The organism is Drouetiella sp., assembly GCF_059504425.1.
The window spans coordinates 40,350-63,801 of sequence record NZ_JCACIN010000028.1; the positions used below are offsets into that span (position 1 = coordinate 40,350).

Here is a 23,452-nt window from a genome sequence, read left to right on the forward strand (position 1 = left end):
ATAGCGCTTGCATAATATAGCCGCACAGCCGCACAATACAGCCGCCGCAGGAGAGATTTAATGAACCCATCCGCATCGCATTCTGGCACTTTACCCGACTATAGCTCAGTGCAATCCATACCAGAGATGTGGGCGATCGCCGCGCGGACTTTTGCCTCGGTGACTGCGGTTCACGATCCCCATGCCAGTCCAGAAGTAAAGTTTACCTATGGTGAACTGTATGAGCAGTTTCAGCAGTTTGCTGGAGGCTTACAGGCGCTGAGTATTCTGGCACCGTCTGAATCACTTCCGCCTCGCATCGGTCTGATTGCCGATAACAGTCCGCGCTGGCTGATTGCAGATCAGGGCATCATGCGATCGGGTGCGGTGGACGTGGTGCGGAGCGCACAGGCAGATACCGAAGAGCTGCTGTTTATTTTGCGAGATAGCGGGGCGATCGCCTTGGTGATTGAGAATCTGGCGGCATTCAAAAAATTGCGATCGGGTTTAGAAGATCTGCCGCTGCAATTCGTGGTGCTGCTCTCGGAAGAAGAGGCTGCGGAGGAGTCACTGAAAGTTTTCAAGTTCTCTGAGGTGCTTGAGTTAGGCAAAGGGAGGACGCTTCAGCCTGTCTCTCAAACCCGCGATACTCTGGCAACGCTAATGTACACCTCTGGCACGTCAGGGATGCCCAAGGGCGTAATGCTGAGCCATGGCAACCTGCTGGCGCAGGTGATCGCTGTCCCTGAGGTTTTGATTCTCCAACCTGGGGAGCGGGTTCTTAGCATTTTACCTATCTGGCACAGCTACGAGCGATCGTTTGAGAACATCGTTTTTTCCTACGGCTGCACCCAGATCTACACCAATATTCGTCATGTCAAAAGCGATCTAAAACAATATCAGCCGCACTATATGGTTGCCGTGCCGCGCCTCTGGGAGTCGATTTATGACGGCATCCAGAAGCAGTTTAGAGAACAGCCTGCCAGTAAGCAAAAGCTGATTGGTTTCTTATTTCAGCAGAGCCAGCGCTATATTGAGGCGCGTCGTGTTGCCCAAGGGCTGGATTTGAAGAAGCTCGACCCATCGCCTTTGGAGCGATCGCTTGCCAGTCTCCAGTCCGCCGCGCTATTGCCGTTTCATCTCTTGGGCAAAAAGCTGGTGTATCAGAAGGTGCGTGAAGGCATGGGTGGCGCCATCAAGTATCTGGTTAGCGGCGGGGGATCGATCGCCGACTACCTGGAAGACTTTTTTGAAATTGTCGATGTGCAGCTTTTGGGCGGTTATGGCTTGACTGAAACCTCACCGATTACCAACGTCCGCCGACCGTCACGCAACTTACGGGGTGCCGATGGACAGCCCTTTGGCGATGTCGAAATCCAAATTGTTGATCCGGAGTCACGCCAGCCTTTGGCGATCGGTCAGCAAGGGCTAGTGCTGATTCGCGGCTCTCAGGTGATGCAGGGCTACTTCAACAATCCGGTGGCGACTCAGAAGGCGATCGATCCTCAAGGCTGGTTTGACTCTGGCGATCTGGGCATGGTGACTGCCGCCAAAGATTTGATTATTACCGGACGCGCCAAAGATACAATCGTCTTGACCAATGGTGAAAACATTGAGCCACAGCCGATTGAGAATGCCTGTCTGCGCAGTCCCTATATTGATCAGATCATGCTGGTGGGGCAGGATCAAAAGTCGCTGGGAGCGCTGATTGTTCCTAATCGGGAAGCGCTGAAGCAGTGGGCGGTTTCTCAAAATCTGACGCTGCGTATGCCCGATGAAGTGCTCGGCAACGCGATCGAGAGCAATGGTGCGATCACCTTTGACAGCAAGCCTGTGCAGGAATTGTATCGGCAGGAGCTAACCCGTGAAGTGAAGAACCGTCCGGGCTACCGGGCAGACGATCGCGTTAATCTCTTCCGGCTGCTGGCTGAACCGTTTACGCTAGAAAACGGTATGTTGACTCAAACCCTCAAGATTCGCCGTGTCGTGGTAACAGAGCGGTATCGCGGTATGATTGACGAGATGTTTACATAAGGCATAACGTGGCGCGGGAAGCAGGGTATATGTCCCCAACGAACGATGACCCGTAGCCTCCAAAATTACTGACCTCGTCTGTGCCCTCATTCAAGCTGCAAATTCTTCGCTGTAAAGTGCCCAGTGTGCGGTTAGCATGGACTAGGCGCTCGTCCGGCTGAGTGCAGTGCATAAACATTCTTAACCCACTTTAATTTCCCCACCGTGTTCATGGAAGCCTCTAAATCTAATTTGCTCTTAAAACGAGCCGTTAATGTGAAAGCGATCGTCACTCCTCGCTGGAAAGAGGAGACGCAGCAGCAGCTTCAAGCCCAAATCAACCAAATTGATGGTCAGATTGAGCAATTGGATACCCAGGGGCAGCGAGCGATCGCCGATGTCCGTCGGCAGGGGCATGAATCCATCAATCCTATGGTGGCGCAACAGATTGGCAACATCGAAGCTCAGGTCAATCAAAAGAAAAGCGAGATTTTAGACAGAAGATACCAGACTTTGCAACAGCTTCAGCAAGCTCAGCTTCTGGAAATGGATCAAGAAGTTTATCAGGGACAAATTGAGAGCTTCTTCCGGGTTGAAACTGGGGATAACCTGGTTAACAAAATGCAGGTAGAAATCTTACTAAAAGACGGTGAAATCGTAGAAATTCGCGGAGACCTGTAGCCATATGATTAACGAAGTCTTCATGCCTGCCCTCAGTTCGACTATGACTGAAGGCAAAATTGTCTCGTGGGTAAAATCGCCCGGAGACAAGATTGAGCGAGGCGAAACGGTCGTCATCGTGGAATCTGATAAGGCAGATATGGACGTGGAGTCATTTTATGAAGGGTATCTGGCAACGATTCTGGTTCCGGCTGGTGAAGCTGCACCTGTCGGCTCGGCGATCGCCCTCGTTGCAGAAACTGAAGCCGAGATCGAGATCGCTCAACAGCAAGCTGCTGCCCCTGCTGCCTCTGCCCCTGCTGTTTCAGCACCCGTTGCCGTAGCAGCAGCTCCAGTTGCCGAGCCTGCCCCCCCTCAAAATGGTCGGACGATTGCTTCACCGCGTGCCCGTAAACTAGCCAAAGAGCTAAAAGTAGACATCAGCACGCTGAAGGGGAGCGGACCTTACGGGCGCATCGTTGCCGAAGATATCGAAAAAACGGCAGGCATGAGTTCACCTGTAGCACCTCCAGTCGCAACTCCTGCGATCGCCCCGCCACCCGTTGCGGTTCCTGCTGCTGTACCGAAGGTGGCTCCCGCGATCGCTCCGGCACAGCCCGGTCAAGTGGTAGCACTGAACACGCTGCAAAACGCCGTGGTGCGAAACATGATGGTCAGTCTACAGGTGCCTGTCTTCCGGGTGGGCTACACCATTACGACTGATAGTTTGGACAAATTGTATAAGCAGGTAAAGCCCAAAGGTGTGACCATGACAGCACTGCTGGCAAAGGCAGTGGCGCTGACCCTACAAAAACATCCAGTAGTTAACGCCTTCTACACTGAGCAGGGGATTAATTACCGGAGTGCAATCAACGTGGCGATCGCCGTAGCCATGGACGATGGCGGTTTGATTACACCTGTGCTGCAAAATGCCGATCAGGTGGATCTCTACTCGCTGTCTCGCGCCTGGAAAGATTTGGTCGATCGCGCCCGATCTAAGCAGCTTCAGCCGGAGGAATACAGTACGGGTGGATTCACGATTTCTAATCTGGGGATGTTTGGGGTCGATCGCTTTGATGCCATCTTGCCGCCCGGACAAGGCGCGATTTTGGCAGTGGGTGCATCCCGTCAACAGGTGGTTGCCGTTGACGGCATGATGGGGTTGCGCAGCCAAATGCAGGTCAACCTCACCTGCGATCACCGCACGATTTATGGAGCGGATGCGGCGGCTTTCTTGCGCGATCTCGCTAAGCTGATTGAAACGGATGCGCAATCGCTGACGCTGTAGCGTTTACTTTGAGAGGAGCGCTGTACTCCTCTCAAAGTAAACAACGAACTACAGAATGACGTAGAATTCTTAAGAGTAAGTTGCTGACGAGGAAAAATCACCCATGCCAGAGGCAGTTGGAGTCATTGAAACGCTAGGGTTTCCATCTGTACTGGCGGCAGCAGATGCCATGGTGAAAGCAGGACGGGTAACGATCGTCCATTACGATATTGCCGAGAGCGGTGAACAGATTGTGGTGATTCGCGGGCCCATATCAGAAGTTCGTCCTGCCATGGAGGCTGGGATCGAGGCAGCAGATAAGGCTCCACCTAACGGTAAATTGGTGACCTACTACGTTGTCCCCAATCCTCCAGAAAACGTTGAATCAGTTTTGCCTATTCACTACACTGAGCAGGTTGAACAATTCCGGTGGATGTGACGAGGGTTTAGCTCATACAGGTTTAGCCGTTCGAGGGAATGCTCAAGACCGAGTGGCGCTGCACAATGCAAGCGCCTAAGCTTTTGGCTGATAGAGCTATCTGAAGAAGAGCCAGGGGCGATCGCTCGACAGGTTGAGGTAGGTTTTGGAAAGTTTGAGCGTAGAAATCTTGGCGCAAAAAAATGCTTTTAACCTGAACATTGTGCTGTTCAAGTCCGTTGAGAACCCATACCTCGATCCTAATCTACGGCGTAGAGTATCGCCACAGGAGCGACTTAGGTTCTCAAGGCTTGGGGTTCTCAAGGCTTGGGGCTTTAAAACGCTAGATGTTAAGGCTATTGTCTTAAGGCTGTAGGCTAATGCTCTGAGCAAGAATAAATCTAGCCTAGATAGCTTCCTGGTTTTTTTCGCCCGTCCGAATACGGATGATTTGCTCGATCGGGCTAACAAAAATCTTACCGTCGCCGATCTCGCCTGTCCGAGCTGCCGCAATTACCTTTTCAACGACCATATCAAGCTGGTCATCTTCTACGACAATTTCAATCTTGAGCTTTTGCAGAAACTCAACGGTATATTCTGAACCGCGATAGCGCTCAGTTTGACCCTTCTGCCGCCCAAAACCTCGGACTTCAGAAACAGTCATGCCGACGATGCCTGCGTTAACCAACGCAATTTTGACTTCGTCGAGCTTAAACGGGCGAATAATTGCCTCAACTTTCTTCATGGACTCCGTCACTCCCTCTAAATTATTTGCTCTTACGGGCTAAGTAGTCTGAATGTTTCTACCACCGCTGCTCTAAAGGGTTTTGTAGCTTAGGCTACGCTCAGCGATCGCACTCACAAACTCTCTACATTGCCCTCAGCGCTAACCACCTTACCATTTCTGTAAGCATATCTCTATACCTGCCCCACACAGACATTTGGGTGATGTTCTAGACACGTTGCTGATTTTTTTGAAAGGGGCGCGGAGCGCCCCTTTCAAAAAAATCAGCAAAAGTTCTCATGATGGATTTCATATCAGGAAGTTCGCGCCCTGCGGGCGCGAACTTCCTAAGCAAAACCTGAAAAAACCAACAGCACATTAGATCCTTGCAGATTAAAGTTTTGGGATTAGATTTAGTGGGGGCTGCGCCCCCACTAAATCTAATTTGCAAGAGGTCTATTATGAAACACTACCGACATTTGCTAATGTCAAAGATTGGTAGAAATTGCCTGGACGGGGCAAGTGGGAATGCACTGTTCGCAAACGACGCAGTGCGATCGCGTAAAGTTAAGCTTGAAGGTCTGGGGATCGAGACTCAGGGCTGTTGTTGGGCATACTCCAGTACAAAGACCGCAATGAACGCAAAGATCGTCGTCAATCACGATTTCACGGCTGGCGAGGGAAATGCCGATGTCTTGCGATCGCATCCAGTCGAGCGCTGCATCAAGCTGATCGATGTCTCCCGATAGCTCCACAACTAAGGTACCAATCTGATTGGGCGTCACCTGAGCACGAATGATGTTTGCCGCCACGTTAAAGTCTTTTGCCAGTCGATAAGTGACGGGCATATGCACCGATCGCTTAGGAAAAGTGAGAGTGACTCGTTTCTTCACGATGCAAAGTCCCTTAAATTAGCGCTTCTAGAGGAAATCCTGTTTGTACACTGAAGATGAACTCCCAATGACACTCAATTCTAAGAAAGCCTGTTAAAAATAGCTTGTAATATGACTACCAACTTGCAGAACCCTGCGCCTCAACCCCCTCCAACCCAGCCGCCCACTCGAAATCTGGCGACTCAGATCCGTAATTTGGCGATCGCCCTCGTTGCCATTGTCCTTAGCACTGCGCTGTTCTTTGGGCTGCAAACTGGCTCTGATTCAGGCACGCTGGCGGCAATGGCGGCTGCCTCTACGCCGCTAGAGACTGCCCTAACGAACGCCAAGCCCTCGCTGATGGAGTTTTATGCCGACTGGTGTACTTCCTGTCAGGCGATGGCGAAAGATATGGGTGAGCTAGAGCAAGCGTATGGCGATCGCGTCAACTTTGTCATGCTCAATGTGGATAACTCTAAGTGGCTGCCAGAAATGCTGCACTACCGAGTCGATGGCATTCCGCACTTCGTGTTTTTAAATGCTGAAGGAGAGGCGATTGCCAGCACGATAGGAGAGCAGCCTCGTACCGTCATGGCGGCAAACCTGGAGGCCATGACCACTGGCGCTGAGTTGCCTTTTGCCCTCAGCCGAGGTCGCGTATCGGATGTGGAGGCTCCGGCAGTTGCGCCCAGCAAAGATGATCCTCGGAGTCACGGTGGCGTGGCAAAGTAGCTTTAATCCAAAGTCCAGTTATTTATGAACCCTCCCCCAAAATGGATTCCTGGACTGCCTCAGTTCGATCGCCGCATCTGGATCTTGATTGCGGGTCGCCTGCTCTCACAAATGGGTTCAGGATTCGTCCTCTTCTATGCGCCCATTTTCTTTGTAAAACAAGTTGGGCTTTCGGCAGCGCTGGTCGGCATTGGCATTGGCTGTGAGTCAATTTCAGGTGTGGTGGGGCGAATTGTGGGCGGATCTATGGCAGACGCTCCTCAGTGGGGACGGCGCAAAACCTTATTGCTCTCAGCCGCCATCTCCGCTTTAGCCGCATTGGTGCTGGCTTTCAGCAATAGTTTTAATACATTCCTGACGGGTAGCCTGCTGATGGGTTTGGGAATTGGGCTGTACTGGCCCGCAACCGAGGCGGTTGTAGCAGATCTAGCCTCTTTAGAGCATCGCAATGAAGCTTTTGCCCTTAATCGCTTAGCAGATAGCCTGGGCTTGAGCTTAGGCATAGTATTTGGCGGGGCGCTGATTGCCATGACTGGGTCTTTTCGTGCCCTGTTCGTGATTGATAGCTTTTCGTTTATTATCTTTTGGGGAATTGTTTACAAAGCTATTGCCGAAACCCTGAATCCCAAGCAGCAAGCTGAACGCGGTTTGCGAGGATGGGCCATGGCACTCCGCGATCGCCCCTTGCTGGTTTATCTTTTAGCTAACGTTTTGTTCACTACCTACCTTGCCTTTGTTAGCAGTACCTTACCGCTTTACCTGGCTAACTTCGTTTCAGGCTCCTCCTCAGACCAAGGATTCAATTCAGTTGTCATTAGCGTCCTGTTTGCTGGGCATGTAGGTTTGGCGGCATTGTGTCAGTTGCCGATGGCACGCTGGCTCAATCCCTTCAGTCGTCCTAGGGCGCTGATGCTATCGGCAGGGCTATGGGCGATCGGGTTTGGGCTGGTCTGGGTGACGGGCACAGCTCCTACAAATCATGTCGCTTGGGCAGCGTCCAGTTTGGCGGTGATGGCGCTTGCTACAGTGTCCTACACTCCAGCGGCTTCATCGCTGGTGGTGGGGTTGGCTCCGGAGTCAACGCGCGGGGTTTATCTTTCGCTCAATTCTCTGTGCTGGGCAGCAGGTTATTTCATTGGACCTGTTACAGGCGGTTGGGCGATGGATCAGCATCGATCAGTTGCGACCTGGTTTTGGGTGGCTGTGGCGCTTAGTGTGGTGGGCACGATCGGTATTTTGGTGTGGCTCGATCGGCTGCTAAACCAACAGGAACTTTTTAGCTAATGGCGCGTCTCTCATTTCTCATGGCAAACTTCAGTTTCTTCTTCCTCACGTGCCCAGGTGGCAACATTGCGAAACACGTCAGGAATTGCTCCCTGGCTGAGGGGGAATTCTAAAATAATTTCTGAAGTGTTGAGATAGCCTGACTCGGCATAGGCAATCAGGACGCGGTTAAGCGCTAACCAAACTTCTGAGGCAAACTCCCAATCTCGATCAAAGGGTGCGCGATCGGCGATCGATCGCATCGTCCAAAAGTAGGTATTTCGCACTACCGATCCTTTTTTCTTGTACTCTGGCGCATCGTCTTTGTGGATAAACAGCACCTGATTCTCAATTCTGGCTCTCATGGCTGGCTTCTAATCTTTGCTTTTTTGCTTTTCCTAGATGGCGCTATCTAGCATAATCAGCGCACAATCAAACTATATGTACTTAGGCGATACCGTTTTCTCTTTTACTCTAGGCGATTTACTATAGAAAGCTCAGTAGAGAATGCTGTTAGGTTTAGCGCTCCTGCCTTTCAGTGTAGATGTTTACGCAATGACATGAGAGTTGTGATACAGCTGTCGCCAGTTTGCTTAGGACATTTTTGGTGGGGCGCTTCGCGCCCCACCAAAAATGTCCCCGTCCTAACCGCCAAGGCGGTTGCCATATCACGAGGGCTATGAAGATCAACCGCTACTCTTACCCAAACTGGCTGAACTGGGTGCTGATTCTGGCGATCGCCCTAGGGGTATGCTTTCGCTTTGTCAATCTCGATCGCAAGATATTTTGGCACGACGAAGTTTATACCGTCATGCGGGCGGCGGGCTACACACGCGGCGAAATTGACCAAGAGATTTTTCAAAATAAAGTGTTTGTGGCGGCAGATCTGCAAAAGTTTCAGCAGATCAAGCCCGGAAGTACACCCGCCGATACGGTGCAATCGCTGAAGGCTGAAGATCCTCAGCATCCGCCGCTGTACTTTCTGATGGCGCGATTCTGGATGGGAACCTTCGGCAACTCAATCTTTGCGGCGCGGCTGCTGCCTGCCCTATTGAGTTTGCTGAGTCTGCCGCTAATGTATCTGCTGGCAATAGAGCTATTTGCGGCGCGGCTGGTGGCGCTGTTGGCAACAGCATTGCTGGCTCTATCGCCTTTTGATGTCCTGTTTGCCCAAACCGAGCGGCAGTATGGGCTGCTGGCAACTGCCGTTATAGGCAGCACTTGGCTGCTGCTGCGGGCATTGCGGCGGCGATCGCTCCTAGCTTGGGGGCTATATAGCTTGAGCGTGGCGATCGGTCTTTACACCCATCCGTTTTATGCGCTGACGATGGTGACTCACGGCTTCTGTGTAGTGCTGTTCAGCATTTTTGGGTGCGGCAAGCAGGTCAATGCGATAGATGACAAAACGGGGCTACCGAAAATTCAGCTAACTAGCTCTCCGATCGCTGCCGAAACTTTGTCCCCCGCGCTGCGCTGGCAATGGCTGCTGGGCTATGGAGTTGCCAATATTGCGGCACTGTTGCTCTATAGTCCCTGGATCGAAGTGTTGAAAAACAACACCGATCGGGCAATGTCTACGACCGATTGGGCAAGAGTGATCGTCGGCATAGACTATTTGTTAAAGCTCTGGACATTGACCTTTACGTCGCTGTTTTTTGATCTAGATTTTGGGTTTGACAATCCGCTGACCTACCTAGCGCGACTGCCGTTTGTGGCGCTGATCTGGGTTGCCATGATAATCCTTTATCAGCTTACGCCTCGCGCCACCTGGATTGTGGTGTTGAAGTCTATTCTTGTGCCCTTCCTGCTTTTGGCGTTACCTGACCTCATTATGGGCGGCAAGCGATCGGCAGTCAGTCGCTACCTCATATCATCCTTTCCAGGCATTCAGCTTGCGGTGGCGTTTTTGCTGGCGATCGGTTTGGGCAGCGGTAGACAGATTGGACGCTGGGCGCTGGCGCTCCTCTTCACGGCAAGCATTATTTCCTGCGGTACCAGCGCTATTGCAGAAACCTGGTGGAGCAAAGATCTCAGCTATTCCAATGCCGAGGTGGCGCAATTCATCAATACCGAAACGCCCGGTGGCGCTTCAACCCTCGTAATGAGCGACATTGGCGATGATTACACCAACACGGGTGATCTAATTTCCCTCAGCTACCGTCTTCAAGACGCGGTGCGATTGTATTTGGTCAAGCAACCCCCAGATTTGGAGCCATTAACCAACGAAACTCATGTGCTGGTCTTCCGTCCCTCTGTTGTCATGAGACAGGCAATCCTACAAAAAGGCTGGCGGCTAGAGATGGTTTCCAAGCCGGGACGACTTTGGCGATTGCAACAGTAGATAACTTTTTGGGGGTTTTCACGACGGCTTGCCGCAGCGCCCCAAAACCCTGATACAGTGGGGATAGACAGATGAGATCAAACAGGTCAGACACCGCTTTTTTTAACCGTTTTTTATTAAGATGAAAAAATTACAGGATGTTATTAATGTTCTGATCAGCTTCATCTTGATTGCTTTTATCGCTACTAGCTTAATCAAGCTGGCGCTGTTTTATATCAATGGCAACCCCTAAGCGTTTGAATACCCCTAAGCGTTTGAGTACCCCTAAGCGTTTGAGTAAGAGTGTAGGACTATCATGGCTGATGTAATTTCTCCTGAAGTAAGCGATCGCATCTGCAAACACATGAATGAAGACCATAGTGAGGCGATCGCCCTCTATGCCAAAGTCTTTGGTGGAGTAGCCGAAGCGCTTGCCGCTCAGATGCTAAAGATTGATGCTCAAGGCATGGATCTGTTGGCACAAACCGAGCAAGCCACCCTGCCCGTACGAATCGCCTTTGATCACGAGCTAGCAGACTCAGAAGATGCGCATCAGACGCTCATCGGCATGGTGAAGCAAGCCCGCAAGCAATCTGCGGAAGCTGTTTAAGTGGGTAATGCTCTAGAGATGTTTTTGAAAGGGGTGCTCCACGCCTCTTTCAAAAACATCAATAACACATTTAAAACACTACCGTTCATGGCAACTGCCAAGGCGGTTAGGACGGAAACATTTAGGGTGGGGCGCTTCGCGCCCCACCCTAAATGTCCCCAGCAAACTGGCGACAGCTATAAGTCTAGATACGAGTCTAGAAGAGGCTGAGCTGAGTCGGGGGAGATTCTAGCGCGTTCCAAGGTAGCGGCGGCACAGAAACGCCCTGCTCCTCCAGCAGCAGCTGCAAATATCGAGCATTTCCAGGGGAATGGACTTCGATCGGGCAATGCACGAAGAAGTAAATCTGGATTCCCTGCTGTATCCATAGGTCAATCTGCTGAGTCCATTCTAGAAGATACCGCTGGTTTAGATCCTGATTGGGATGGCTGATGTAGCGAACCAGGCTGAAGCTTGCGGTCACAACAGGCTGTAAGGGCAACTGCGGCTTTCTGCGCTCGGAAGCAATCTGAGGATTATCCGGGCAATCGTAGATCGGGCGCGTATCCAGCAGGACACGTCCCACACCCAAGTCTGTCAGCATGGCGTTGAGTTCACGAACGTGAGGCTCTTTGAACCAATCCAGATGGCGAACTTCTAGGGCAAACTGAAAGCGCCGACGGGGTAAAGCCGTCAAAAAGCAGCGTAAGTCATCTAGACGGTCGGGACTGTAGCTAGGCGGCAACTGAGCGAAGAACGGCCCTAACCGATCGCCTAATCCCTGCACCTGCTCTAGGAAAGCGATCGCCTGGGGAATAGCGGGCGTCAGTAAGCCCTGATGCGTCACATCTCGCGGCAGCTTTAGGCAAAACTTGAAGCTTGCCGGAGTCTCTGCAACCCAGCGCTGCACTGTAGCAGCATCAGGAATAGAATAAAATGTCGTGTTGCCTTCTACCGTGGAGAAACGGCGGCTGTAGAGGTGCAAAAAATCGGTAGCGCGACTTCCCACCGGAAACAGAGATCCAGCCGATTCCCCCACCCATTCTTTGTATGCCCAAATGGCGCAGCCCAATCGAAAACTCATCTTTCGATCGTACAGGCAATTCTAGAGCACCTGAGCTAATCTTCAGAGACAAATCCCTCTAGGGACACCGTTCTACTGAACTGGCTGCAACATCTGCCTTCAGCACTGAATGAACGCTCTGCTGAACCGGAATATCAATCCAAAACTCTGTTCCTTGACCGGGCTGAGAATAGCACTGGAGATCGCCACCGTGCCGTTCTACTACAATTTGATGGCTAATGGATAAGCCCAATCCTGTTCCTTTACCTATAGGCTTAGTCGTAAAAAACGGAGTGAAAAGACGAGACTGCAAAGCGTGTGGAATGCCCAAACCATTGTCTTTAATCTGAATCACGGCTCGCGAGAGGCTCCCTTGATCATTTCCTGGAATGATTAAAGTACAAATTGTGATTTGGAGCGGCGCGTCTAGCGAATTGTTTTTGGGCGAATTGCTTTTGGGCGGATTACCTTCTAGCAAATCACTGCCTTGCGATCTGTTTCCTTCCGACTCCTCTAGGGCATCGATCGCGTTACTCAACAAATTCATAAAAACCTGATTGAGTTGACCGGGATAACATTCCACAGGCGGCAAATTGCCATAGTTTTTGACTACGACAATTCCTGTGCTGTCGTTTCTCAGCTTCAGCCGATGCTGCAAGATCATCAAAGTGCTGTCGATCCCCTCATGGATATCGACAGCCTTCATTTCGGCTTCATCTAGCCGAGAAAAATTACGCAGCGACAGCACAATTTGACGGATGCGATCGGCTCCAAGCTGCATAGAAGACAGAATTTTTGGGAAATCTACCCGCAAAAAGTCTAGGTCAACTTCCTCAAGGCGATCGCTCAAGCCCTGACTGGGCCGAGGATGTTCCATCTGGTAAAGCGCCAATAAGTCAATCAGATTTTGGGCGTAGCGGCTGGCATGGGTTAAATTGCCGTGGATAAAATTGACCGGGTTGTTAATTTCATGGGCAATTCCTGCCACCAACTGACCCAGGCTAGACATCCTCTCGTTTTGAATGAGCTGGCTCTGACTTTTTTGCAGCATTTCTAGCGCTTCAGCAGCTTCTGTTGCTCGGCGTTGAGTTTGCTCTAGCAATTCTGCCTGTTGCAGGGCTACTCCAAGCTGTAGGGCAATCTGCTGGGCAAACTCAACTTCATCAGGCTGCCACTGACGCGGTGCAGCACACTGATGCACACACAGCAGCCCCCAGAGATGGCTGCCCAGCAGCAGAGGCACCACCAAATTAGCTCGAATCTGAAAGCTGTTGAGTACCTCAACATAGCAAGCGCTCAACTGTCCTGCATGAATATCTGCGATCGCCTGAACTCGCCCCCGATGATAATCAGCCGCATAGTGTTCTCCAAAGCAGTGATCATGGATGCGAGCAGCCAAGGCTGAGCTATACTGCGGCAACAAATCTTCTGAGACAAACTCTCCATCATTCCAACCTGAATTTGGGTAAAAACGAAATACCCCTACCCGATCGGCATTCAAAAGCTGTCGAACTTCGGTCGCAGTCGTTTTAAAGACAGCCTCCAGTTCAAGCGTTTCACGAATCTTAGTGATGACGCGAAGCAGTGACTTTTGTCGCTCATTTTTTTGCTCAAGCTGCGCTGTCCGAGCCAGATGCTTAGCGACCCAAGTTTTCCTGATCCGTTCAAAGGCTTCCTGATCGCGGCAACAGTCCCGTAATTGCTCTAGATCTTCAAGGTTCATAACAGAAGCTTTGGGGAAATACCGGGAAAACCACGATAGGACAATCGCCTAAACCGCTAAGTATAGAGACTGCCCAATTCATCCACTTCGGAAAATTTTATCGGGGCTTCACAAACTATTGCAGAATTTAGACATGGGGTAATGGGTCAAAACCCCTAAGTCCTTCCATACAAATCAATGAAGTTATTTCAGTGAAATCCCTGAAGCTAATTTAACGGCTTTGAGCGGTGCAATAGATAAGAAATTTCTCCATGCATCAGAGCAATATCAGGATCACGCTGAATGGCTTGGTAATAGCGTTTTTCCATTGACGTACCCTCTTCAACAGGCTGAAGCATCATTTTCGCCTGCTCCAGCAAACTATTGACCTGCTGCAATTCCACAGGCTCTTTAGCGTGGATAACGTCATCCATTTGGATAATGAACTGAGATATGGGGCGCAGCCAGCTAAACCATTCGTGATCGACAACTAAGCGAAAAAATTCGCCGCTAGACGCAATTCGCCCATAAGACTGTTCGTAAGTGACTCGTTCTGACTCCAAGAGCGCTTTATGCAAGCGCAGCAGCTTAAGGCGCACCTCGCGGAGTTGTTGAAGGGCAGCATCAAGAGAAGAATCTAAAGCCATGAACCGATCGCTTAAAAGAAACATTTTCCCATCTTGACACATCGGCAAGATACGCGGCACGGCTTAATCGAGGGATAATTTTTTGTGTAAGAGGGGCGCTCCGCGCCCCTCTTACACAAAAAATTATCCCAAAAATCAGCAAGCCATCGCTCTTGATTTTGACTGCAAAACCCAATTAGACTAGGCTCCTGACGTTCACAATTGGGCAGGGCATGAAAGGTTTGGTCAAAAGCATTGAGAATTTTAGTCCTAGCCAGTCCTGGGTTAAAAAAATTGAGAGTCTAGTACCCCAGTATTCCAAAGTGGGAGACTCTGTATTTTTTAGTAAGGAGCAGTTTCCTTGGGCTGAAGAACTAGAGGCAAACTGGCAGGTGATTCGCCAAGAGCTAGATCAGGTTATGCAGCACGCAGAGGCATTGCCCAACTTTCAGGACATTTCACCCCGGCAGAAAAACCTTGCCAATGATAACCTCTGGAAGACCTACTTTTTCCAGGCGTTTGGCTTCAAGGCGCAAGCAAACTGCGATCGCTGCCCCAAAACCACTCGCCTCCTCCAGAAAATTCCCGGCATGAAGGTGGCGTTTTTCTCCATCTTGGCTCCGGGCAAGCATATCCCAGAGCATCGGGGCAAACACAAGGGCTTAATTCGCTATCACCTAGGCTTGAAGGTGCCGGAACCGAGAGAGAAATGCCGGATTCGCGTTAATAATCAAATTGCCTATTGGGAAGAGGGCAAGAGCCTGATTTTTGATGACACTTTCTATCACGAAGTCTGGAACGAGACGGAAGATTACCGAGTTGTGCTGTTTCTGGATATCGCCCGTCCAATGCGGTTCCCCATGAATCTTGTAAACTGGCTGGTTTGTACACTGATCTCTGTGTCACCCATTATCCAGGTTGCCAAAGGCAATCATGAATCCTGGGAAAAGCAGTTTGAAGCCTTGACGCGATGAGGACATGACGCGATGAGGACATTGATATGACGACTCTAGGCATCAGAATTCCTCGGATCACCGCTGAGAAGTTTCAGGAAATTTGCCAAGCCAACCCAAACTTACGTCTGGAATTGACGGCTAATGGAGAAGTCATTGCCATGTCGCCCACTTACTTCTGGACAGGAAAGCAAAACTCTGGGCTAACCGCGCAGCTTTGGAATTGGAACGATCGCACAGAACTAGGCATTGTTTTTGACTCCTCTGCGGGCTTTACTTTACCGAACGGTGCAGTGCGATCGCCCGATGCGGCCTGGATTGTCAAAGAACGTTGGAATAATCTCACTGAAGAACAGCAGCGCTACGCGTTTTCATCCATTGCGCCTGATTTTGTAGTAGAGCTACGTTCTAGTAGCGACGATCTGGCAATATTGCAAGTCAAGATGCAGGAGTATTTGGACAACGGAGTCCAGCTTGGCTGGCTAATTGATCCGCAACAGCGAAGGGTAGAAATTTATCGGATGGATCAACCCGCTGAGATTCTAGAATTACCTGTAACGCTTTCAGGTGAAAATCTTCTTCCCGGATTTGAATTGCAGCTCAGCAAGGTTTGGGGATTAAAGTCTGAGGATTAAATCCAGAGATCTGAGCGCGTAGCGCCAGATCTAATAAGTTATTTTTTCTAATAAGTTATTTTTTGAGAGCCGCGCTCCGCGCGGCTCTCAAAAAATAACTCGTCCCAACTCAATTACGTAATGCCATAATGCCAGAGCCTACGCCGATCGCCTCTTTCCCTGCATCAGGCTAAGCACACTGGCAATCATGGCAAACCCACCCGCAATATAAAATACGCTGGGCAAACCCGCAAACTTCCAAATTGGCCCCAGTGCCACAGGCGAGAGAAACTGCCCTAAGGAATTGAACCCAGTGCCGATCGCCAACACGCTGGCTCTTAGCTCGTTAGGCGATCGCTCTGCCAGGGCATCGTAGAGGTTGGGTGTGATGATGCCAAAACCAATGCCAAACAGAATGGCAGTCACCACAATTAGATAGATATCTGTGAGTAAAGGAATAGTGGCGACTGTCATCCCCATCAGGCTAAAGCCAAAGGCGATCGCCCAGTTGGCTCCCATCCTGCGGGCAAGGCGGCTGGCTCCAATTGCCGAAACCAGAGCCGCGCCCACTAGACGCACCGCTAATACAAAGCCATTGAGCACCGGATCAGCATTGATGGCACTTTTGAGATACAGCGGCGTGTAAATGACAACAGCGTAGACCGTAACGGCAGCGATCGCAATGTACAAATAGATTTGCAAGATATCGGGCTTGAGCAGAACTTTGCCTAAACTGGCTTGATTCATCTTTAACAGAGAATCTGATGGGGTCTGAGGCTCTCTCAAAACCAGTAAAGCGAACGCGATTAAAGGAATCGCTAACCCATACAAGTAGAAGGCGTAGTGCCAGTTATAACCGCCCACCCATCCCCCAAGTAGAGGAAAGAAAACCGCCGAGGTCGTCATCACGCTAGTGGCATAGCCCAAGATGCGCGATCGCTGCTCTCCGTCATACATGCTGCCCAGCAAGCCGATCGTGGCAGCCGCAACGCCGCCGCTTGCCATACCCAGCAGCCCACGGCTTACTAAAAGCAGAGGAAACGTCGTGACAAAGGCAGTGGCAATCCCGAACAGCGCGTAGAGCAGAAGGCAGGGAATTAACACCTTAAGCTTGCCAATGCGATCGGCAACAATACCCATCACAGGCGTCATGATCGCGCTCGTTAGGGCATGGATGCTGACCAAGATGCCTGCCCACTTGGGATCTAGCGATAGCTCTTGCACCATTTCGGGCAAGATAGGCGAGACAATGCCACCTGTCATGGTGGTGAGGCAGCCTGCTGCCAGCAGGATTAAAAATTGGTGAAACCGCTCTTGCGAAGCAAATTTCATCATTTGAGCTGAAAATCCCCTACTGACAGAAGACATAGAACATCCTAAGAGTGAATCTCAAAAATACGCGATTTGGTGACTTTAGAACAGGCGGCTTAGGACAGTGGTGAGCGGTGTCCTAGTTAAATCTTTCTCAGGTCAGTCTCATAAATTGAGAGGGGTTTTCTAATATTTTGGTATCGAACAAAAAGCTCCCCGATCGCCAATCTGTCAATCTATGAGACCAGAGCCTATTCATTCTCCCAATCAGCTTTCAGAGCTGCCTTTACCCCGGTCATCCTCTGAGATTTCCAAGATCTCGATCGCGGCTCTCACGCCTGACCTGTTTATTCGACGCTACCGAAAACCCGGAGTTCCGGTCATCCTCACGGGCATGATTTCGTCAGAGCAAGACTGGACGCTAAACTACCTGTCTGAAAAGCTCAATCAACAAGAATTTCTGCTGCGGCGCTACGGAAAACAACGCTATCAGCAAGACAAGCGCACTTGGACGAATATCGGCAGTGGCGTACCGCCAGAGAGCCGATCGTTTCTCGACTATGCTGAGCTGTTGCGATCGGGAGAAGCACAGGCACAGGATATTTATTTAGCCAAGTGCCCCATTCACAATACGCCATTAGCAAACACGGAAGCGGTAGAGGCAATCGCGGCTCATTTTGAAACCTTGGGGTTGCAGCAACCCGCTAGCGCCCTAAACCTGTGGGTAGGTCCTGGCGGACATACGGAATGCCTGCACTACGACCCGACAGATGGCACGCTAATCCAGCTCCACGGCTCTAAGCAAATTGTGCTGTTTCCACCTGCCCAGACCGCAAATCTCTATCCTTTTCCGTTTTATGTGCATCTGCGGCACGGGATGCGGGTGCGATCGTGGTTTAGTCGCGTCTATCCCAATCACCCAGATTTTGAGGCGTTTCCGAAGCTGCGCCATGCCATGGGCGATCGCTATGACCTAGTGCTGGAGCCGGGAGAAGTTCTCTATATTCCTGCTGGCTGGTGGCACGAGGTGACAGCATTAGGCGACGAGATGGTTTGCTCCCTCAACCGCTTTTGGCAAGTTCCGCCGCGTCGCGCCCTGCTATCCTGGCCGCGATGGCGAGCGTTTTTGGGCAGCACCTGCGCCTTGCCAAACGTAGGATTTAGCCTGGTAATGGCGTTTTTGAGCCGCGATCGCCAGCAAAAAATCAAGGAGATTATCCAGATGTTCTAATCTGGCTTAGACGACCTGCTAAATCTGCGGGTAGCTGCACCTCTGTTACAACCTCTAGCCCTTCTAGAAAACGCCGATCTTCGCTGATGTGGGGAATCTTGAGCTGCGACTCAGAGGTTCCCCGCTGCAGCTGTCGCTGCCGGACGATCGCAAAGCTACCGGGAGCCAAAATCCGCAGACGAGGAGTTGGAATCTGAGACGATCGCATCACGGCATAGCGACTGTTGAACTCGCCCATCCAGTGATCAAACCGCATGAGAAAAGCCTGCGAATTATCCAGCGTTTCGCCCGTCGGCAGTTCAATATTGACCCAATAGCCAGAGGGAAACTCATCCGTCGCCAGCGTAATGCAAAAATCCTCTAGCTTCAGACCAAATTCTTGCTGCAGGGCTTGCAAGGTCTGCACGGCGTGGAACTCCGTTGTTTTCTCGGTAACGGAAGATAGTAGCCCTCCTCGTCGATGCCGGAAGATAATCATCGGCGTTTGCTCGTAAAAGCCCACTACTTCGATCACATCGCCAATGTCATAGCGATAGAAGCCGCTGTAGCTGGTAACGAGAATGCGATAGCGATCGCCCACCTTTAGCTCTTCGGGTAACAGCGTTTTCGGGTGTTCTGCATCCCACTGATCTTCAGGAATAAACTCATAGAAGCCGCTCTCTAGCGACAAAATGCTGCCGTCCGCATTGAAGTCATGGCAGATGGCAAAAGTGCCTTCAGCCGTGCCGTAAACGCCGCCAAATTGCAGCGTGTCGCCAAAATAATCTGGGAAACGCTCGAAATAAAAATCCGACGTGCCCCCTCTGGCCGTGCCCACAAAAGACAGCTTTGACCACGCCAATTTTGGGGTAAGTTTGCCCTGCGATCGCAAGATTTGCCGCAGTTCTTGAGCGCGTTTGGGGTGAGCTGACCATTGGCGCTCCAACGGTACGCGGATCTCAGGAGCGATCGTTAACCAGGATGCGATCGTTCCTCGCTCAATATCCTCAATTAGCGCTTCAGCATACTGCTCTAGGTACTGACAGGTGCGCAAAACCAGCATGGGGAAATTGGCGCTGATGCCCCGCATTTGAGGATTGCAGAGCGCAAACAGCAGACAAACATAGTGGCGGCTGTCAATGTTAGCAATTTCCATTGCTGTAAAAGGTTGCGCAAAGGTCTGTTCGCAGATAAAGCGGTTGATGCGATAGCTGCCCACCGTCACAGGACCAAAATCAATGCCTGCTTCCGTCTTTCCCTCTATGCCGACAAAGTTGGTAGACAGCACCTTGCCAAATTCCAGCCGCGAAGCCTTGCTGGAGCCGATGGAACGCGATCGCATCGCCTCCACCGCAAAACCCAAACTCACAGTGTTAGACTTCCCCAGCGATCGACTAAACCGATGGGTCACAGGCACCATTTTTTGCTTACCCGTCGTGCCGCTTGTCAGGTTAATAAAGACCACCGGATCAGCAGTCAGCACGTTCGGTTCACCCTTTACGACTCGCTGCGTATAAGGCTCATACTCGGCATAAGACCAGATTGGCACCTGCTCCTGAAACTGGGCGATCGTCCGAATCTCACCCAAGCCAAACTGCTGCCCTAATGCTGTGCCCTGCTGAATTTGGAGCAGCTTTTGCAAAAATCGCTCCTGCACTGCCATCGGCTGACGCGTTTTGCGAACAAAATCATTTTTGGCATATTGGGCAAATGTAGCCATTGCCGACAGCAGTAAATTAGTCATCCAAAATTTCAATCCCTAAAATTTCAATCCCTGGCGTTTTGGCTTTGCTGGTTCTCATATATAAACTTTTTTGAGAGGGTCACTCCGCGACCCTCTCAAAAAATTTGTACTCAGATTAAGCAATGCCGCGTTTTAGGGCAAGTACCCTAGAAAAATATTTCAAACTACGAAACTTTCAAAACCGTACCATGGTTGCTCATTCAGTCTTTCGGCTGCCTGCCTGTTCGGCTTTTGATTTATTCCTCTATTCAGACTCCTCTTGTTCATAGTAAAGTGTCTCCCATTAGCAATTGTTTACACAGTTGGGCAATTGCGTTGCTGAGTCATCCAGAAAACAGGTCATCCTGGGAAGTTAGGGCACTAACTGAATTACCCACGATTGCGTTACAGTATGGAACTTAGCTCAATGCAAAACCGTCAAGGATGAAACCGTCAAGGGCATTTAGATAGAACCCATCGATCGCAGCAGATCGCAGTAAATTTATCGGCAGCAGGCTACAGCATGGAATTGGCAACCGCACTCAGGGGGCAAACCGTCCAAAATAAAATCCGGGAGGTGGGAATTAACCCAAACTACTGGTATCCCGTAGGATGGAGCGATCGCTTTCAGCCCAACAAAATTGTGCCTGTGGTGATCTGGCATCAGGCAATTGCTGTCTACCGCGATGCTGAAGGACACCTGCACGCCCTAGAAAATGCCTGCCCCCACCGAGGCGTAGAGCTGCACAAGGGGAAGGTTCATGGCACTCACCTCGCCTGCCCCTACCACGGCTGGGAGTTTAGCGGCAGTACAGGCGAATGCGTCAACATTCCTTACCTACCCAAGACTCAAAAGCTGCCCTGTGCCCAAGCGCGCACCTTCCCCATTCAAGAAAAATATGGCTTAGTTTGGGTGTTTCCGGGCGATCGGGCTTTGTCTGACCTTCAGCCACTCCCTGAAGCGAGGGAGTTTGAAGATCCAGACTGGCTGATGGTTCCGGTGACGGCGCATTTCAAGGCACACTTCTCAATTTGCAATGAAAACGCCATGGATGTGTTTCACGGCTTCCTCCATGAGGATTTGCAAGGCTGGTTTGATCCCGTCTTGACAGATCTGAAGGAAACCGAATCTATGGTTCGCGCCGAGTATCAGGTTTCCTACAAGGGTCACATGGCGAAGTTTTTGGGGCTGACCGATCGCGCTGACCAAGTGACAACTTTGCCGATCGCCATTCAGTACAGCTATCCCCACTACGCGACTTCTCTTCAGGGCATTTCGGCGCTGTATCTGATGCGGCTGCCCATCAGCCCTGTCGAAAGCCGATCTTTTGCGCTGTTTTTCTTCAAGGTGCGGCTGCCGAAGTGGGTGCTGCGATCGCTAAGACCTATTTTGAGCTGGGCAATTCCCAAATTTTTGCTGCAACGGTTCCTCGATCAGGATGTTGACATGATGGAGAGCGAACAGCAAACCTATCTCAAGAATCCGCGGCGGCGCTATGTGGAAATTAATCCTGCCATTATTGCGCTTCAGCGGCTGATCGTTCGGCAATATGAGCAGTTCAGTCAACAACCGGGGGGGTCGCCCAGCTCCCATCGCCCTACAGGCTCTCAGTCATCTGAAGACGCTCCTAGCGCTGGAGACCTACCTCAAGCTGAAAACCTGCCCGCGGTTAAGTCAGAGCAAGCTGTGGGAGGCGTTACACGGTGAGCGAATAACAGTCTAAAGTAATTTCTAAATTTGATTATTTTTCTGAAATAACGTAAGTTAAAACACGATCTTTATGAGTGTGACTGTAGCGTAACTGTACCAGCAATGGCATTCGGGATGGTTCATTCATGGGAGAGTTGGGCATATATTTTCTGCTTTTGCTGGGTTCGCGCCAGGGGTTGCAGAAGTTATCTGTTTCAGTGGAAAAGCCGCAGCAGCAAAATCGTAGCTGTGGACGAAATCACAGTTGTGCATCTCTCTCTCATCTGGCGTTGAACTCAATCGGGCATCTAACCCTACCGAGACATCTGCTGTTGAGCTAGAGCATTTTAAGTGACCTGAAAAGAAGGTGAGAGGAGTAGTTTACTGTGCAAGTTGTTAAGGAATATGTTCAGCGCTGGTATGAGAGCGGACTAGCCCCCGATGAGTATCTCTGCCATGGGATGAAAGAGGGAAATCTGGTTGAAATCGAAGAGGCAGAAACGGGTGTTCGTCGAACCGTTCTGACTTTTTGTACCAATGATGTTCTAGGACTTGTCCAAAACAAAGCGGTGCAGCAGGCAGCGATCGATGCCATTTTGCAATACGGCACTTCCAATAGCTCTACGTCGGTTTTGAGCGGTCGCATTGATCTGCACCGACAGCTTGAAGCAGAAATTTCAGCCTTTAAGCACCTGCCCCATACGCAGCTCTTTTTGAATGCCTGGATGGCAATGCAGGCGCTCATGGATGCCTTCTGCCATCTGGCGATTCCCGTTCCTGGCTTTCAGCACACCCGCGAAACGCTGATTTTGACGGATGTTTTGAATCACGGCTGCATTGTCTCGGCAATCGCCAATGCTGGAACGCGATCGGGCAAATTGTTCGGTCACAGCCCGCGAGTACGGGTGCGCGCCTATCGCCACTGCGACATGGAAGACTTGACCCGCAAGCTTCAGCGCTATGCCCGCCCGGACGATCGCATCCTGGTGGTTTCTGATGCAGTGTTCTCTATGGATGGCGACATTGCTCCTCTGCCCCAGATGATTGACATCTTGTCAGATTATCCCGGTAGCGTTCTGCTGATGGATGAGGCGCACGCCAGCGGATCGATCGGCGCAACCGGGCGCGGCATTTACGAACATTTCGGTATTCTGCCGCAGCAGGTAATCGAGCGGGGCGTGATTCCGCTGATCATGACCACCTTCTCGAAGTTTGGCGCATCGGTGGGCGCGTCCATCAGCACTCACATTGAGGAATTGAAACCGCTGCTGAACGTCTCCCCTACCTCGATCGGCACCTGTTCACTCGCGCCGCCGTTGGCTGCCGCCGCACTTGAAAGCATTCGCCAGGTGCGCCGCCGTCCTGAACTGGTGGAGCGGCTGCAAGAGAATACGCGATATTTGCGATCGCGCATGGTGGAGCATGATTTTGAAGCGATCGGTGAAACTAACGTTGTTCCGGTGCTGCTGCCGCCCGATCTCAATCCCAAACTGTTTGCCCGAAAGCTGATCTACGATCATGGCATTTGGGTTTCGCCGATCTGGTTTATTGCTAAGCCGCGGATTCGGATCACCGCCAACGCCAGACATACCCGCGAGGAAATGGATAAACTGGTGGCTGGAATGACTGCCGTGCGAGAAGTCATGTATAAGCCCACTATCAGCGCTTAGGATCGTGTACGAAATAAAACCCAATAGTTTTTTGGAAGTGTCGCGCTCCGCGC

At 51.0% G+C, this 23,452-nt stretch carries 21 protein-coding genes; 13 read left to right on the top strand and 8 right to left on the bottom strand.

What is annotated here, in order from left to right:
• The first annotated feature begins 60 nt into the window (after positions 1-60).
• The 4 genes from AC5JMP_RS07710 (at position 61) to AC5JMP_RS07725 (ending at position 4,358) form a co-directional block, all read left to right on the top strand.
• Positions 61-2,013 carry an AMP-dependent synthetase/ligase gene (locus tag AC5JMP_RS07710; protein ID WP_495850862.1) on the top strand — a complete coding sequence of 651 codons (1,953 nt, stop codon included), beginning with the start codon at positions 61-63 and terminating at the stop codon, positions 2,011-2,013.
• A gap of 210 nt (positions 2,014-2,223) precedes the next feature.
• Positions 2,224-2,673, top strand: a complete 450-nt coding sequence (locus tag AC5JMP_RS07715; protein WP_495850863.1) for a YlqD family protein — start codon at positions 2,224-2,226, stop codon at positions 2,671-2,673.
• Positions 2,674-2,677: 4 nt separating this feature from the next.
• Positions 2,678-3,940, top strand: coding sequence for a dihydrolipoamide acetyltransferase family protein (locus tag AC5JMP_RS07720; RefSeq protein ID WP_495850864.1), 1,263 nt, complete (start codon positions 2,678-2,680; stop codon positions 3,938-3,940).
• Positions 3,941-4,043: 103 nt separating this feature from the next.
• Entirely contained in the window at positions 4,044-4,358 is a 315-nt protein-coding gene (locus AC5JMP_RS07725) for a carbon dioxide-concentrating mechanism protein CcmK (protein WP_495850865.1), read from the top strand.
• A 385-nt stretch (positions 4,359-4,743) separates the two neighbouring features.
• Here AC5JMP_RS07725 and AC5JMP_RS07730 read toward each other — a convergent pair whose 3' ends face one another.
• On the bottom strand, positions 4,744-5,082 hold the full coding sequence (locus AC5JMP_RS07730) for a P-II family nitrogen regulator (protein ID WP_495850866.1): 339 nt from the start codon (positions 5,080-5,082) through the stop codon (positions 4,744-4,746).
• Between the two features lie 467 nt (positions 5,083-5,549).
• Positions 5,550-5,954, bottom strand: coding sequence for an NIL domain-containing protein (locus AC5JMP_RS07735; protein ID WP_495850867.1), 405 nt, complete (start codon positions 5,952-5,954; stop codon positions 5,550-5,552).
• A 111-nt stretch (positions 5,955-6,065) separates the two neighbouring features.
• On the opposite strand from AC5JMP_RS07735, the gene AC5JMP_RS07740 reads away from it, so the two are divergent.
• Entirely contained in the window at positions 6,066-6,665 is a 600-nt protein-coding gene (locus tag AC5JMP_RS07740; protein ID WP_495850868.1) for a thioredoxin family protein, read from the top strand.
• 24 nt (positions 6,666-6,689) lie between these two features.
• Positions 6,690-7,949: an MFS transporter gene (locus AC5JMP_RS07745; protein ID WP_495850869.1), complete on the top strand. Its 1,260-nt coding sequence runs from the start codon at positions 6,690-6,692 to the stop codon at positions 7,947-7,949.
• 11 nt (positions 7,950-7,960) lie between these two features.
• On the opposite strand, the gene AC5JMP_RS07750 is transcribed toward AC5JMP_RS07745, so the two are convergent.
• Complete coding sequence (locus AC5JMP_RS07750) at positions 7,961-8,293, bottom strand: hypothetical protein (RefSeq protein ID WP_495850870.1); 333 nt, start codon at positions 8,291-8,293, stop codon at positions 7,961-7,963.
• Positions 8,294-8,607: 314 nt separating this feature from the next.
• Here AC5JMP_RS07750 and AC5JMP_RS07755 point away from each other — a divergent pair, with 314 nt between their 5' ends.
• Entirely contained in the window at positions 8,608-10,269 is a 1,662-nt protein-coding gene (locus AC5JMP_RS07755) for a glycosyltransferase family 39 protein (protein WP_495850871.1), read from the top strand.
• Positions 10,270-10,564: 295 nt separating this feature from the next.
• Entirely contained in the window at positions 10,565-10,858 is a 294-nt protein-coding gene (locus tag AC5JMP_RS07760; protein ID WP_495850872.1) for a DUF2470 domain-containing protein, read from the top strand.
• A 196-nt stretch (positions 10,859-11,054) separates the two neighbouring features.
• On the opposite strand, the gene AC5JMP_RS07765 is transcribed toward AC5JMP_RS07760, so the two are convergent.
• The 3 genes from AC5JMP_RS07765 to AC5JMP_RS07775 all read right to left on the bottom strand — a co-directional run bounded on the left by AC5JMP_RS07765 (position 11,055) and on the right by AC5JMP_RS07775 (position 14,249).
• Positions 11,055-11,921, bottom strand: a complete 867-nt coding sequence (locus tag AC5JMP_RS07765) for a DUF72 domain-containing protein (RefSeq protein ID WP_495850873.1) — start codon at positions 11,919-11,921, stop codon at positions 11,055-11,057.
• Between the two features lie 58 nt (positions 11,922-11,979).
• Complete coding sequence (locus AC5JMP_RS07770) at positions 11,980-13,623, bottom strand: GAF domain-containing sensor histidine kinase (protein ID WP_495850874.1); 1,644 nt, start codon at positions 13,621-13,623, stop codon at positions 11,980-11,982.
• Positions 13,624-13,829: 206 nt separating this feature from the next.
• A complete protein-coding gene (locus AC5JMP_RS07775) occupies positions 13,830-14,249 on the bottom strand; it encodes a hypothetical protein (protein WP_495850875.1) in 420 nt (139 codons plus the stop codon).
• Between the two features lie 212 nt (positions 14,250-14,461).
• Between AC5JMP_RS07775 and AC5JMP_RS07780 the strand changes: the two genes are divergently transcribed.
• Together AC5JMP_RS07780 and AC5JMP_RS07785 are read left to right on the top strand one after the other, a co-directional pair.
• Positions 14,462-15,202: an aspartyl/asparaginyl beta-hydroxylase domain-containing protein gene (locus tag AC5JMP_RS07780; RefSeq protein ID WP_495850876.1), complete on the top strand. Its 741-nt coding sequence runs from the start codon at positions 14,462-14,464 to the stop codon at positions 15,200-15,202.
• Positions 15,203-15,228: 26 nt separating this feature from the next.
• Positions 15,229-15,816 carry a Uma2 family endonuclease gene (locus AC5JMP_RS07785; protein ID WP_495850877.1) on the top strand — a complete coding sequence of 196 codons (588 nt, stop codon included), beginning with the start codon at positions 15,229-15,231 and terminating at the stop codon, positions 15,814-15,816.
• Between the two features lie 138 nt (positions 15,817-15,954).
• Here AC5JMP_RS07785 and AC5JMP_RS07790 read toward each other — a convergent pair whose 3' ends face one another.
• Positions 15,955-17,130 (bottom strand): MFS transporter, encoded by a 1,176-nt coding sequence (locus AC5JMP_RS07790; protein ID WP_495850878.1) that lies wholly within the window; start codon positions 17,128-17,130, stop codon positions 15,955-15,957.
• Between the two features lie 214 nt (positions 17,131-17,344).
• Between AC5JMP_RS07790 and AC5JMP_RS07795 the strand changes: the two genes are divergently transcribed.
• Positions 17,345-18,337 carry a cupin-like domain-containing protein gene (locus AC5JMP_RS07795; RefSeq protein ID WP_495850879.1) on the top strand — a complete coding sequence of 331 codons (993 nt, stop codon included), beginning with the start codon at positions 17,345-17,347 and terminating at the stop codon, positions 18,335-18,337.
• Here the strand turns inward: AC5JMP_RS07795 and AC5JMP_RS07800 are convergent.
• A complete protein-coding gene (locus AC5JMP_RS07800; protein ID WP_495850880.1) occupies positions 18,321-20,060 on the bottom strand; it encodes a GH3 auxin-responsive promoter family protein in 1,740 nt (579 codons plus the stop codon). The two genes, AC5JMP_RS07795 and AC5JMP_RS07800, sit on opposite strands and share 17 nt — an antisense overlap.
• A gap of 502 nt (positions 20,061-20,562) precedes the next feature.
• Here AC5JMP_RS07800 and AC5JMP_RS07805 point away from each other — a divergent pair.
• Together AC5JMP_RS07805 and AC5JMP_RS07810 are read left to right on the top strand one after the other, a co-directional pair.
• Entirely contained in the window at positions 20,563-21,747 is a 1,185-nt protein-coding gene (locus AC5JMP_RS07805) for an aromatic ring-hydroxylating dioxygenase subunit alpha (RefSeq protein ID WP_495850881.1), read from the top strand.
• Positions 21,748-22,115: 368 nt separating this feature from the next.
• Positions 22,116-23,399: an aminotransferase class I/II-fold pyridoxal phosphate-dependent enzyme gene (locus AC5JMP_RS07810; protein WP_495850882.1), complete on the top strand. Its 1,284-nt coding sequence runs from the start codon at positions 22,116-22,118 to the stop codon at positions 23,397-23,399.
• The last annotated feature ends 53 nt before the right edge of the window (positions 23,400-23,452 follow it).